The organism is Cohnella sp. CFH 77786 (assembly GCF_019400745.1).
In the GTDB taxonomy this organism is placed as follows: domain Bacteria; phylum Bacillota; class Bacilli; order Paenibacillales; family Paenibacillaceae; genus Cohnella.
In genome coordinates, this window is record NZ_WJIB01000013.1 from 106,544 (window position 1) to 119,574 (window position 13,031).

15 protein-coding genes are annotated in these 13,031 nt (G+C 60.3%); 2 read left to right on the forward strand and 13 right to left on the reverse strand.

From position 1 onward, the window contains the following. Positions 1–23: 23 nt before the first annotated feature. Complete coding sequence (locus tag GE107_RS19160) at positions 24–1,001, reverse strand: alpha-ketoacid dehydrogenase subunit beta (RefSeq protein WP_219641602.1); 978 nt, start codon at positions 999–1,001, stop codon at positions 24–26. 47 nt (positions 1,002–1,048) lie between these two features. After that, on the reverse strand, positions 1,049–2,152 hold the full coding sequence (pdhA, locus tag GE107_RS19165) for a pyruvate dehydrogenase (acetyl-transferring) E1 component subunit alpha (protein WP_219641603.1): 1,104 nt from the start codon (positions 2,150–2,152) through the stop codon (positions 1,049–1,051). Positions 2,153–2,397: 245 nt separating this feature from the next. Here pdhA and GE107_RS19170 point away from each other — a divergent pair, with 245 nt between their 5' ends. Further along, positions 2,398–3,144, forward strand: coding sequence for an alpha/beta hydrolase (locus GE107_RS19170; protein WP_219641604.1), 747 nt, complete (start codon positions 2,398–2,400; stop codon positions 3,142–3,144). 265 nt (positions 3,145–3,409) lie between these two features. Here GE107_RS19170 and GE107_RS19175 read toward each other — a convergent pair whose 3' ends face one another. Genes GE107_RS19175 through GE107_RS19185 form a run of 3 tightly spaced genes read right to left on the reverse strand, consistent with a single transcriptional unit; the run spans position 3,410 to position 5,063 of the window. Further along, positions 3,410–3,949, reverse strand: coding sequence for a hypothetical protein (locus GE107_RS19175; protein WP_219641605.1), 540 nt, complete (start codon positions 3,947–3,949; stop codon positions 3,410–3,412). Further along, the gene (locus tag GE107_RS19180) at positions 3,946–4,425 is read right to left on the reverse strand and encodes a low molecular weight protein-tyrosine-phosphatase (protein WP_219641606.1); all 480 of its coding nucleotides are present in this window, start codon (positions 4,423–4,425) and stop codon (positions 3,946–3,948) included. The genes GE107_RS19175 and GE107_RS19180 overlap by 4 nt, the downstream gene beginning before the upstream one ends. Further along, positions 4,422–5,063, reverse strand: a complete 642-nt coding sequence (locus GE107_RS19185; RefSeq protein ID WP_255570645.1) for a trimeric intracellular cation channel family protein — start codon at positions 5,061–5,063, stop codon at positions 4,422–4,424. Before GE107_RS19185 ends, GE107_RS19180 begins: the two co-directional genes overlap by 4 nt. Positions 5,064–5,199: 136 nt before the next feature. Here GE107_RS19185 and GE107_RS19190 point away from each other — a divergent pair, with 136 nt between their 5' ends. Continuing rightward, positions 5,200–5,862 carry a thiamine diphosphokinase gene (locus GE107_RS19190; RefSeq protein WP_219641608.1) on the forward strand — a complete coding sequence of 221 codons (663 nt, stop codon included), beginning with the start codon at positions 5,200–5,202 and terminating at the stop codon, positions 5,860–5,862. On the opposite strand, the gene GE107_RS19195 is transcribed toward GE107_RS19190, so the two are convergent. The 8 genes from GE107_RS19195 to chrA form a co-directional block, all read right to left on the reverse strand. After that, positions 5,859–6,632 (reverse strand): MBL fold metallo-hydrolase, encoded by a 774-nt coding sequence (locus tag GE107_RS19195; protein WP_219641609.1) that lies wholly within the window; start codon positions 6,630–6,632, stop codon positions 5,859–5,861. The two genes, GE107_RS19190 and GE107_RS19195, sit on opposite strands and share 4 nt — an antisense overlap. Positions 6,633–6,652: 20 nt before the next feature. After that, entirely contained in the window at positions 6,653–7,324 is a 672-nt protein-coding gene (locus GE107_RS19200) for a GNAT family N-acetyltransferase (protein WP_219641610.1), read from the reverse strand. Between the two features lie 21 nt (positions 7,325–7,345). Next, positions 7,346–8,005, reverse strand: a complete 660-nt coding sequence (locus GE107_RS19205) for a GNAT family N-acetyltransferase (RefSeq protein ID WP_219641611.1) — start codon at positions 8,003–8,005, stop codon at positions 7,346–7,348. A gap of 9 nt (positions 8,006–8,014) precedes the next feature. Next, the gene (locus GE107_RS19210; protein ID WP_219641612.1) at positions 8,015–8,872 is read right to left on the reverse strand and encodes a carbon-nitrogen hydrolase family protein; all 858 of its coding nucleotides are present in this window, start codon (positions 8,870–8,872) and stop codon (positions 8,015–8,017) included. A 115-nt stretch (positions 8,873–8,987) separates the two neighbouring features. Beyond that, a complete protein-coding gene (locus GE107_RS19215) occupies positions 8,988–9,644 on the reverse strand; it encodes an SGNH/GDSL hydrolase family protein (protein ID WP_219641613.1) in 657 nt (218 codons plus the stop codon). A gap of 63 nt (positions 9,645–9,707) precedes the next feature. Beyond that, a complete protein-coding gene (locus GE107_RS19220; protein WP_219641614.1) occupies positions 9,708–11,063 on the reverse strand; it encodes a sensor histidine kinase in 1,356 nt (451 codons plus the stop codon). Beyond that, on the reverse strand, positions 11,060–11,761 hold the full coding sequence (locus tag GE107_RS19225; RefSeq protein ID WP_219641615.1) for a response regulator transcription factor: 702 nt from the start codon (positions 11,759–11,761) through the stop codon (positions 11,060–11,062). The genes GE107_RS19220 and GE107_RS19225 overlap by 4 nt, the downstream gene beginning before the upstream one ends. 15 nt (positions 11,762–11,776) lie before the next feature. Further along, positions 11,777–13,024 (reverse strand): chromate efflux transporter, encoded by a 1,248-nt coding sequence (gene chrA / locus GE107_RS19230; protein ID WP_219641616.1) that lies wholly within the window; start codon positions 13,022–13,024, stop codon positions 11,777–11,779. Positions 13,025–13,031 lie beyond the last annotated feature (7 nt).

Here is a 13,031-nt window from a genome sequence, read left to right on the forward strand (position 1 = left end):
GGACCCCGAATTTTCTGCTCAATTTAGAACTGCAGCACCTGATTCACGGTTTTCACGATGCGGGCCGGGTTCGGAAGCCACGCGTCTTCGATCTGCGCGAAAGGATAAACCGTATCCGGAGGAGCACAGCGGAGCACGGGCGCTTCCAGGTGCAGAATCGCTTTCTCGTTGATTTGGGCAATGATCTCCGCAGCCGCGCCGGCGGATTTCTGCGCTTCCTGCACGACGATGGCGCGATTCGTTTTCTGGATCGACGCCAAGATCGTGTCGATGTCGAGCGGCACCAGCGAACGAAGATCGATGACTTCCGCTTGCACGCCGGCTTTCTCCAGCTCTTCCGCGGCCTTCAAGGCGGTATGGACCATGAGTCCGTAAGCCACGATCGTAACGTCCTTGCCCTCGCGGACGACCTTGGCCTTGCCGATCGGCACGGTATAGTCGTTCTCCGGCACTTCGTCGCGGAATGCATGGTACAAGTTCAAATGCTCCATGAAAAACACGGGATCGTTGTCCCGGATGGCCGAAATGAGAAGTCCTTTGGCATCGTAAGGATTCGACGGAATGACGACTTTGATGCCCGGCGTCTGGATCGCCAGGCCCTCCAGCGCGTCCGTGTGGAGCTCCGCCGCCTTGACTCCGCCGCCGAAAGGCGTGCGGAACACGATCGGAGAATGGTAGCGTCCGCCGGAGCGGTAGCGCATCCGCGCCGCCTGCACGAACATTTGGTCAAGCGCTTCGAAAATAAACCCGACGAACTGGATTTCCGCGATGGGGCGGAAGCCCTGGGTGCCCAGTCCGACGGCCAAGCCGCCGATCGCCGATTCGGCCAGCGGCGTGTCGAATACGCGGGTATCGCCGAATTCGCCTTGCAGCCCTTCCGTCGCGCGGAATACGCCGCCGACCTTGCCGACGTCTTCACCGAACACGAGCACGTTCGGATCGCGTTTCAGCTCGACCCGCATCGCGTCGCGGATCGCTTCTTTCATATTCATTTGCGCCATGCTCTTATACTCCCCCGTCTAAGGATCCGATAGCGAATCAGGATTGATTATTGGAAATCGGCTTTCTGTTCTTCCAAGTGAGGCGGCGTATGCTCGAACATCGAATCGATGAGGCCGGGCACCGTCATTTTCTCGGTTTGCTCCGCTTTTTTGATATGCTCGTTGACCGCGTTCTTCGCCTCTTCCTTCACGCGGGCCGTATCTTCGTCGGTCCAAAGCCCTTTTTTCGCCAAATATTTGCCGAAGCGCACGAGCGGGTCTTTCTCGCTCCATTCCGCCTCTTCTTCCTTCGTGCGGTACTTGGTCGTGTCGTCCGCCATCGAGTGAGGCTTGAACCGGTAGGTCAACCCTTCGATCAGCGTCGCGCCACCGCCGTTACGGGCGATTTCGGCCGCTTCGCGAACCGCGGAAATGACCGCGAGCACGTCCATACCGTCCACCTGTACGCCGCGGATGCCTGCCGCGAGCGCCTTGTGCGCGATCGATTGCGCGGCCGTCTGCTTGGCGTAAGGCGTCGTGATGGCATAGCCGTTGTTCTGCACGAAATAGATCACCGGAAGCTTAAACGCGCCGGCAAAGTTCAGCCCTTCGTAGAAGTCGCCTTCGGAGGATCCGCCGTCTCCGGTGTAGGTAATGGCCACGCGCTTCTCGTTCTTCAGCTTGAAGCCCATCCCGATGCCGGTAGCATGCAGGATTTGTGCACCGATGATGATCTGCGGCATCAGAACGTTGACGCCTTCCGGAATTTGCCCGCCATGCTGATGGCCGCGGGAATACAGGAACGCCTGGTACAGCGGCAGGCCGTGCCAGACGAGCTGGGGCATGTCGCGGTAACCGGGACAGATGAAATCTTCCTTCGTCAGCGCGTATTCGCTGCCGACCATCGTCGCTTCCTGCCCGGATACCGGCGCATAGAAACCGAGACGGCCCTGGCGGCCCAGGTTGATCGCCCGTTCGTCCCAAGTACGGGTAAATACCATCCGGTACATGATTTCCTTCAGCTGATCGTCCGTCAATTCCGGCAAGTGCTCGGGACTTACGACTTCTCCCTCGGGAGACAATACGCGCAGCGGGGCCACGTCATTCGCGTACACGACGTGCGGCGCGGCGCCGGTTTTCGCTGCCGGCGCTTCCATCGATATTTTGCTCATTAAGGTCACCTCATCTTGGATTGTGGAAGAGGAGTTTCTGTTATAGAATTATTATACTTCTGTATAAGTCATTTGGTCAAAGAAAAACGGAAGAAATCCTTATGATTGTTGAGTTTTGGACTTTCTTTGTTTGTATAACAGAATCGTCTTTTAAGTATAACAGGTTAATACACTTCCCGGCGAAATCCTTCATTGGTTTTCCCACGACCGGGATTTCCCATACCTTGCCGCAGGAGGAATCGCCGATGAGCGACCTACCCGTCGTCCGCCGCACCGTCGTCAAGCATGCCGTGTCCAGCCGGATTTTGCCGGAGGGCGGGCGCAGCCTTCGTGTCTATTTGCCTCCGGGATACCAAGAGACGGTCAGCTACCCGGTCGTCTACTGCCAGGACGGGGAAGACTTTTTCAATTTTGGGCGCATCGCCACCATATCCCAACGGATGATCCTCGAGGAGGATTGGGAGCCCTTCGTCGTCGTCGGCGTCGACGTCGACAAGAAGCTCCGCACTTCCGAATACATGCCTGGCGGATCGCGGCACGAGGCGTATACCGGCTTCTTCAGCGAAGAAATGCTTCCCGATGTCGAGAAGCATTTCTCCGTCCGCCGCACGCCCGAGGAAAGGCTTCTCGCGGGCGATTCCCTCGGCGCTTCCGCCTGTCTGAGCCTGGCCTTGAAGAGGCCCGACTTGTTTACGAGGGTCTTGTCCTTGTCCGGCGCGTATTATGACGCGTCCGTAGATCAAGCGGACCGGGAGCCCATCCTCGCCGGCCTTCGCGTCTGGATGTCGGTCGGATTGCAGGAAACGGCGTTCGAGACGGACCGGGGCACGTTCGATTTCGTCGCGCTCAATCGGGTAATGAAACGGCTTCTGTCTGCCAAAGGAGCCGAAATCGTCTATTCGGAAAGGGACGGAGAGCACAAATGGGGGTTCTGGCAGCAGCTTCTTCCCGAAGCGCTGTCCGCTTTCCTCGGACCTTCTCCCGATTTATGATCTTCGAACGCCTAACACCGGCGCGAACCTGGCCCTTTCGCGGAAGGGCCAGGTTGATTCGCGACATCGACGTTTAACAAGCAACGATCAACGAATCCCGATTCGGAGAAAGGTTCGAGACAATCTTGCAATTCGCGCCGGGATGGCGTGCTGGCGAGGGAGCCGATACCAATCGAACGGCTAATCTTGATGGGATCAAACGGAAAGAGGTTTACAACGAATTCGTCAGCCATAGAAAAAAAAGCGGCCCGTTTCACCGGATGGTTCAATCTGGTGACGGGCCTTGGTTTTCCGATTTGGCACCGGATTTCGTCGGGTCCGGCTCGAAGAGCCGATCCACCTGTTCCATCAAGCGGGCGACTTCCTCTTCCCCGCCACGGCGTTCGTGCCGGAATGCCTCCAGCTTGGCGCGGATTTCGGCGGCGATGGCTTCGTACCGTCCGGGTTCCTCGGGCGCGCCGTCTGGATCGTACCAGGCGTATCCGCCTCCCGGTCCGTTGCGCAAGTAGGGGCGCCTCCAAAACCCGGGATAGGCGTATTCCTGCGCGCCAAGCGCCAATGCGATGACGTCGTCGTGCTCGAGCGGCATGAGATGATGATAGGCCTCTTCCGCGCCGCCGGCCGCCACGTTTACGTGGCGAACCGCGTAATGCAAATAATGTTCGCCGGTTTCGGCGTCCTTCTCGATCAGATACGCTTCGTTCTCGTCCTCGGCCAACGTCTTCACCGTTTCCAGTCGGACTTGCAGCATCTCTTCCGTGACGACCCGGATATTCGTCAAGGAAACGGGCGGAAACGCGCTCATGCTCTTCCCCCCAAACGCGCCTTCACTGTCGCCAGCAGCCTTCTGCATCCTTCTTCCACCATGGCGAACACCTCTTCGAAGTTGCCGGTGTAATACGGATCGGGAACGTCGGCCAGCCCTTTCTCCGGAAGGATGGACAAGAAGCGAATGATTTCCGCTTTCTGCTGCGGCCGGAGAGCTGCGCGGATATCCCGCTCGTTGCGGGAATCCATCGCCACGATCAAATCGTATCTCGTCCCGTCTTCCGCCGAAAGCTTCCTCGCCTTCTGGCCGGCATAGGAAATCCCGCGCCGGTCCAGCACCTTCCGCGTTCCTTCATGCGGGGGATGGCCCAGATGCCAATCACCCGTCCCCGCAGACGCCACGGTCACGATGCCTTCCAACCCTTCCTTGCGGACAAGGTCGCGGAAGACCGCCTCCGCCATCGGCGAGCGGCAGATGTTGCCGAGGCATACGAACAATACGGAATAACTCATGCTCCGCCCCCCACGCTGGAACCCTGATTTCCCGGCAGCGAGCGCCGGGGCAATTTCCAATGATAATGCACGGACAACATCCGGAACAACACGACGAGCACGAACAATCCGATCAGCTCCCAGGTCCCGGAGAGCTTGGCGGCGCCAACCGCCAGTCCCGCCAGGATCGCCCAGACGGCGTATATTTCGTCCCTCAGAACAAGCGGCTTCCTGCCCGCCATGATATCGCGGATCATGCCGCCTCCGATTCCCGTCAACATCCCCGCCGTCATGATCGCGCTGAGCGGCAGTCCGGCGTCCGCCGCGTACAGAGCCCCTTGGATGGCGAACGCGGCCAGCCCGATCGCGTCGAAGAAGGCTTCCCCTCTCTTCCAATGACCGATGAGGCTGACGGGCATGAGGAATACGATCAGAATGGAGAAAAAAGCCGTCTTCAGAAACACCCCTTGGTTCCACAAGGTCGTGACCGGCACGCCGATCAGCAGGTTGCGGATGACGCCTCCCCCGAACGCCGTCACGAGGCCCAGCACGAATACGCCCAGAATGTCGTACTCCTCTTCCATCGCCACGATGGCGCCGCTGACGGCGAAGGCGACGATGCCGATCAGACTGAACAAATGAAAGACGTCGAAATCCAACGCAGACGACCCCCGCATGTCGAATTGTCACAAACTCTCCCCATTGTAGTCGGTCTCCCGAAGTTTCCGCAATGGAAGATTTCCGGTTATACTGTTTACGTTAAGAGAGTCGTGACGGATACGGAGGAACATCATCATGAATTTCGCGGAAAACGTCGAAACGAGAGAGGCGGTCATCGTGACGGGCGGCCGCCTTGGCGCCTGGGCGCTGGAAGAAATCCGGGCCGGCGATTACCTGATCGGGGCCGACAGCGGCGCCGAATTTCTCGTTCGTCACGGGATCGCGCCGGATTTGGCGCTCGGCGATTTCGACTCGGTTCCGGCGGACCGGCTGACGTCCATCTCGGCGGCATCCAAGGATTACCTTGCCGTCGACCCCGTCGACAAAGACTGGACCGACACCGAGCTTGCTCTTCGCGAAGCCTTGGACAGAGGCTATTCTCGAATCCGGATTCTGGGCGGTCTCGGCTCCCGTTTCGACCATAGCCTGGCGAACGTGCATCTGCTGCGGCAAGCGTTCGAGCGGGGCGGCGAAGCCGTGCTGATCGACGAACATAACGAAATCCGCCTGTGCGCAGACGCATGCCGGATGAACCAAGATCCCCGTTACCCGTACGTATCCCTGTTGCCCCTCACGCCGGTGGTGACGGGCGTCAACCTCACGGGATTCCGCTATCCTCTGAACGAAGCCACGCTGACGCTCGGTTGGTCGCTTGGGGTCAGCAACGTACTGGATGCGCCTTCGGGCACGGTATCCATCCGCGAAGGACAAGTCCTCGTCATCCGCAGCCGGGATTAGATCCGGGCGGTCATCCCTGTCTCCCCCAGCCTTACGTGAGAAGGCAATCCGTAGTCCCGCCTCGAGTCGACGTCATGGGACAGGTGCGTGAACAGCACCTTCCCCGCCCCGACTTCGGCCGCCAGCGCCAAACCTTCCTTCATATCGTATACGGAACGGGTATCCATCGGGAACGGCTCTTCGGCGAAGCTGGTGCCGAGGATAAGCAGTTCCAGACCGCGCAGCGGCTCCTTCTCCGCTTCCGACAGGTTGATGGAATCCGAACAGTATGCCCACGATTTCCCGGTTTGGGGACGGTCGAACCGGTACGCGTAAGAATAACCGTTCTTCCCATGGTTTACTTTCCAAGGCCGGACGTTCCATCCCCCGTATTCCATTCCTTCGTCGTTCGCATGCAGACGCAGGCGGGACCCGATCCACGGGAATCGGCGAAGAACCTCCTCCAGCACTTCCGCCGGCGCGAAGACGTCGGCATGGACGTCCGTCCAGCGGCAGGCATCGGCCCAATCGACGAGACCGCCGATGTGGTCGAAATGCGCATGCGTGAGCAGACCCATCGCCGCGTTCCGAACGCCGATCGACTCCATCTGCTCCCGCCAATCGGGCCCGCAATCCAGCAGAAGAGGCGAAGCGTTCTTCTCCCGCAGCCACAACGAAGAGCGGAGCCTCCGGTTCGCGCCCGTCGTCCTCGCTTCTTCGCATACCGCGCACTCGCAATAGACCCGGGGCGTGCCGAGCGAATCTCCGTGACCCAAAAAGGTGATTTCCATGGCCCCCGCCTCTCCTTTGGTTAAAGCGGCAGCAAGCCGATTTCTTCCCGGCTCTCGAGACCGGCGATCATGTCCAGCCATTCTTGCGGCTTGTTCGGCAGCGCTTCGTAGTACCAGCGCAGGAACGATACCACAAGAGAGGATGGCAGCGACCGGATTTCCCCGTCTGCGGGCCGGAACCCGAGATCGAGACCGGTCACCGCTTTGCCTTCATGATCCCAGGAAGGGTGAACGTACGCGATGTCCAGCTTGCCGAAGCCCAGGTGCGACAGCACTTCGCGGCGAACCGCCGGGTGCATGGGCAGCACCTGTCCGAAGGCCAGCGAGGCATTCTCCAGCGGATCGTATATTTCGGCGAACATGCCGAGCGACTTCGTGCCCGATTCGCTTTCGAGCCTGCGCAAATCCTTCTCCCGATTGACGTACAGAAACCTGCCGATGCCGAGTCCGGGCTCGCCTATGATCGTGAAATCGGTCATGGACACGCGCAGCTTCGATTGGTAGCGGTATTCCGTGGCACCGACCACGCGGCCCTCATGAACGGCGACATAGACGTGAATGTCGGGATCCCGGAGCGGCTCTTCCCACAATTCGTAAGCCAGCACTTCCTCGGGCGGGAAAATCCGGCCCAACAAGCGGTGCATGTCGGCGAATTTCCCGTCCTGGATCGATTGGACGCGTATGTATTCCATGGTCTGCAATCCCTCCGGATATTATGATTTAAACGGGTTGCGCCATTCCATCAAGGCAGCGTACCCGCAAGACTCTTCGTCTTCCAAATAATCCGCCGCCACGCCGACCGGCAGCCGCCCGCACCGGAGCAGGAATGTCAGCACCGGATCTTTGCGGAAGCCGCCCGCGACCTGCTCCACGTATTGCTCGGGACTCATTTCCGATGCAACGAGATGGTATCCCGGCATTCTTCCGCCCCCAAGCAGCCTGCTCGCGCCCAAATGGACGACCGTCTCGTACATCGACTGCATGAGCCATTTGCCCAATCCGAATTTGCGGAATTCGGGCGCCACGCAAATATCGACGACATACAACGTATCGCCCGCGGGATCATGGTTGCGGATAAAGCCATGATCGGTCACCGACGCCCAATCATGCCGCTCGCCTTCAGCCAAGGTAACCCGCAGCGCGGTCATCGAGCCGGCGATCCGGCCGTCGATTTCGGCGCACAGCGCACCTTCGGGAAATCGCGTGACGTGCTCCGTCAGCTGTTCGGCGTTCCACCACAGCTCCGGCGGAAAAGGCGGCGGAAAGCTAAGCGCCTGCAAGGCGATCAAGCCCTCGAAATCCGCGTAACCGTAATTCCGGATGACGGCGGGAAGCATCCGGCTGCCGTCCGTCACCCGTAACCGTTTGTACATCTCGCTCACCTAATTCCAGTCCGGGTACAAATCCGTCCGGCGGTCCCGCCACGTCGTCACCGATCCGCTTCGGCGGACCTCCTCCAGCAGGGACAGATCCAAATCGGCGGTGATCAGCATATCCGCGTTGATCTCGCCTTCGCACAGAATTCCGCGAGGCGGGAACGGGATATCGTTCGGCGTGATGACGGCCGCCTGTCCATAGTTGGCCCGCATGAAATCGACGCGCCTGAGGGAGCCTACCGTACCCGTCGTCACGATGTACATCTGGTTTTCCACCGCTCTCGCGTGGCAGCAGTAGCGTACCCGGTAGAAACCGTGGCGGTCGTCGGTGCAGGAAGGGCAGAAAATGACGTCCGCCCCCTTCGCCCGAACGATCCGGACGATTTCCGGAAACTCGATGTCGTAGCAGGTCAGCAGGCCGATCGTGCCATAAGGCGTGTCGAATACGCGGACTCCGTCCCCTTCCTGGACGTTCCATTCGTCCTTCTCCGTCGGCGTGATGTGCAGCTTGTCCTGCGTGTTCACCGAGCCGTCCGGTCCGAACAGGTAAGCGGTGTTGCGAAGCCGATTTCCCCGGCGCGTTACATGGGTTCCGCCGATGATGTAAATCCCGAAGCTCTTGGCCAATCCCGAAAACAGCGACTCGTACGCTTCCGTATACTCGGGAAGCTTGTCTACGGGGTCTCCCGATTCCTCTCCTCCGCCTGCGGACAGCAAAGGGGTCGTGACGAATTCCGGAAACAGCAGGAACCGCGCCCCGTATTCAGCCGCGTTTCGCGCATAGTGGACGACCTGCCGGCTGAAATCATCAAAACTGGCGACGTCCCTGAGTTCGAACTGGACGGCGGATACCCTCATTTTCACCGGTGACGATTCCTCCTCTAGACGGCGACCCTGCCATTCGCCATTGGCGCGATGAAACCTGTCAAGCGATAAGAACGGCACCCGGCCGACTCGGACCGAATGCCGCTGTGCCATGCTATCCGCGGTTCCAATCGAATCCGACGGCCTGCAGGAACGCCCGGGCCAGCACCATGTGTCCGGCTTGCGTCGGATGCACGCGGTCCCAGGCGAGCGTAGCGGCGTACAGATGGGTCAGAACCCGGTCGAATGCCGCTTGCGTGTCCACGAACAGCGTCCCGTTCTCTTCGGCGATCCTGCGCACGATGGCGCCGTATTCATCCATGCGTCTGCGCATGGCGTCGGACTTGTTCGACTCGATATAGAACGGTGTCATGAGAACGAGACCGCGGACTTTCGGAAGCGTCAGCTTCACCAACTGGCGGAGGGTCGACTCGTATTCGTCCGGCTGGACCTGCCATTCCCGGATGAACGGCGTATCGAACTGCCGCCATACGTCGTTCGTGCCTATCATGACCGACAGCCAATCGGGTTTCCTCTGCAAGACATCGGTTTCCCAGCGCCCGGCCAGATCCCGGACGGTATTCCCGCTTACTCCCATATTGACGACCCGGATGCCCAGCTCTGGATACGAGGCTTGCAGGAAGGCGTCCGCCAGCGAGACGTAGCCTTTGCCCAGCGCCCCGAACAGTCCTTCCCCATCCGGCCTCTGGCGTTCGCAATCCGTGATCGAATCCCCGATGAAAAGCAGCTTTTCCCCGTTTTGCAGCTTCATGTTTCCCGTTCTCCCCTCGGTTCGGAAATGAAATGGAATGGAATAGAATCGAATGGCTTCACGTCAATTCGTGCGCGGAAACTGGATCGAAATCGTCGTCCCGATGCCCGGCTTGCTGAATACTTCCACGTTTCCGTCGTGCAGCTCGACGATGCGCTTGGCGATCGACAGCCCCAGCCCGTGACCGCCCGTCAGCCGATGGCGCGCCGTATCCACCCGGTAGAACCGTTCGAACAGATACGGGATTTCGCTTTCCGGGATCCCGATTCCGTAGTCGGTCACTTCGAGCTTCACGCCGGTTTTGTCGTGCCGGATCCGCACGTCGATCGGCTCTTTGCTGTACTTGATCGCGTTGTCGATCAGGATGAGGAGAAGCTGGCGGATCTTGTCCTTGTCTCCCCGCATCGGTACGGACTGGCTCTGCGAATGTACGCGGATTTCGCGAGCGAAGGTCGTGCCCAGCATGCCGGCGAGCTCCCGGACCACCTTCGTGACGTCGAAACGCGTGACGTTGACCCAGTCGTCCTGCTCCGCTTCGGCGAGCGTCAGCATGGAACGGGTCAGCTTCTGCAGCCGTTCCGTCTCCCTGCCGATCGCTTCGATCGCTTCGTCCCGAACCGCCTCGTTGTCCCGGCCCCACCGTTTGAGCATATCCGCGTAGCTGCCGATGACGGTCAGCGGGGTTTTGAGCTCGTGGGAGGCGTCCGCGACGAACTGCTTCTGGTGCTCGATCGTCCGGTCCAAACGGTCGATCATTTCGTTGAAGGCGCGGACGAGCTGCTGCAGCTCGACGGACTCCTCCCGGCCGTTCAGCTTGACGCGGTGCAGCTTCCCGCTTCGGTCGATTTCCCGCATCGTCTGGACCATCTGGGCGATCGGACCGGTCATCCGGGACGTAAACCAATAGGTTCCGAAAATGGCGACCAAGATCGCCCCCACGCTGGTGGCGGCCAGAACGCTGACGAGGATTTGGGTGTAACTGTCCAACACGGTCAGCCGACGGGCGCCCTCCACGGCGCCGATCAGCCTGCCGTCCTGATACAGCGGAACCGTCAGGAAAATGACCCGCTGGCCGTTCACTTGGAGCGATTCGGAAGTGAGCGCGGACGGATCGCCCGTCGGCAAGGACAGGAGCTCGGTGTCGATGCCGATTTTGTTCACGACCTTGTTGCCGACAAGCACGATGCGAAGCATCTCGTTGGCGTTGAACAGGTCGGTGAGCAGCTTCGGATCATCCAATCCGCCCATATGCTGCTTGCGCAGCGTCTCCGCGACCAAGTCCGCTTTGTTCGCGAGCAGTTGAAGCTCTCCCCGCGTCGTTACCCGGATGACGAAAAAATAGACGAAAATATTATACAAGATCAAGATGAAGATTAGCCAGAAAACGGTGAAAAGGGTGAAGCGAACCCTTAGCGTCATGCGTCGGGCTCCTTCAGCATGTAGCCGACGCCGCGGACCGTATGGAGAAGCTTATGGCGGTAACCCTTGTCCATTTTTTGCCGCAAATACCGGATGTAGACGTCTACGACGTTCGTATCCCCGATATATTCGTAACCCCAAACGTCGGACAGGATCTCTTCCCTCGTTTTCTCCTCGTTCTTGTGGCGCGCCAAGTAGAGCAGCAATTCGAATTCGCGCGGCGTCAAATCGATGGAATGGTCTTTGCGGTATACTTTGCGGGTAATGAGCTCGATCGTCAAATCCCCGATTTTCAAACAATCCTCGTTATCTCCCTCGCGGGATGCCTTGAAAATCCGCAAAATGTTCCGCACCCGGGCGAGCAGCTCCTCCATCGCGAAAGGTTTCGTGATGTAGTCGTTCGCCCCGTGCTCGAAGCCGCTCACTTTGTCAGGCACCGTGTCGCGGGCCGTAAGCAGAATCACGGGCACGGCCGATTCGCTTTGGCGAAGCCGGCGAAGCACCTCGATGCCGTTCAGCTCGGGCAGCATGACGTCGAGAAGAACGAGGTGCCAATCGCCGGATTGGGCCATTTCCAGGCCGGTCCGGCCGTCGGCGGCGCGTCCGACCCCATACCCTTCGTGCTCCAGCTCCAATTGCAGGATTCTCGCGATTCCGTCTTCGTCTTCTATGATCAGGATATTTTCCTTCTCTTTCATCGGGTATCCCCTTCCTTATGTCTCGATGATCCAACCTGCCGCCGCGCACGCCGCAACGACCGCGATCGGCGGGATCCGCTTGTACGCCAGCGCCGCGAACGCGGCGGCGGCAACGGCGACGTCCCCGGCATCGCGGACAGCGGAGGTCCAGACCGGGTCGTACAGAGCCGCCAGCAGCAGCCCGACGACCGAAGCGTTGACGCCGGCCAGCGCCGATCTGGCCGAGCGGTTGGCACGAAGGCGCTCCCAATACGGCATCGCTCCCGCCACGAGCAGGAACGAAGGCAGGAACACGGCCGTCAGCATGACGGCTGCGCGCAGCCACCCCGCGGCTCCGGGTGCGGAAGCGGCGCCGACGAAAGCGGCGAACGTGAAGAGCGGCCCCGGAACCGCTTGGGCCGCGCCGTAACCGGCCACGAACCGCTCTTCGCTGAGCAAGCCCGCGGCCACCGACTCGTGCTCGAGCATCGGAAGCACGACATGCCCGCCTCCGAACACGAGCGATCCGGCGCGGTATCCGATGTCGGCGAGAACGGCGAGCGGCTCGCCCGTGAACCGGGCCAACCAGGGCAGCAGAACCAGCAGAAGGCCGAACGCGATCAAGTACAAGTAAGCGTATGGGGCCGGGGTGCCGTGCAGCCCGGAACCCGGAGAGTCGGACGCGGATCCGGATGCGCCCTGTGGCATTTTGCCTCTGAGCGTCCTCCATCCGAGAATGCCGCACAGGATGATCGGCAGCAATTGGCCGGCCGGTCCCGGATACGCCAAAGCGGCGGCAGCGGTGGCGATAGCCATCGCGCCGCGGAGCAGATCGGGAATCAAGGAACGTCCCATGCTCCACACGGCTTGCGCCACGACGGCTACGGCCGCCAGCATGAGTCCGTGGATCGCTCCCGAAGCCGAAGCGGCAAGCGAGGGCAATCCCCAGGCGAACAACGCCATCAGAATGGCGGAAGGCAGCGTGAATCCGGCCCAGGCGGCAAGAGCGCCGGGGATTCCCGCCCTGCGCATCGCGATGGCCATGCCGAGCTGGCTGCTCGCGGGTCCAGGCAGGAATTGGCACATTGCCGTCAGGTCGGCGAACGTCGCTTCGTCGAGCCAGCCCTTGCGGCGGACGTAGGTTTCCCGGAAATATCCGATATGGGCGATGGGCCCTCCGAAGGAGGAGAGACCCAGCTTCAGAGCCGTCCGGCCCGTTTCGATCCAGCCGCTGCGATCGGCGGCGCGCGGCGCGGCTACCGCGTCTTCGGTTTCTTCTCTCATGCGACTA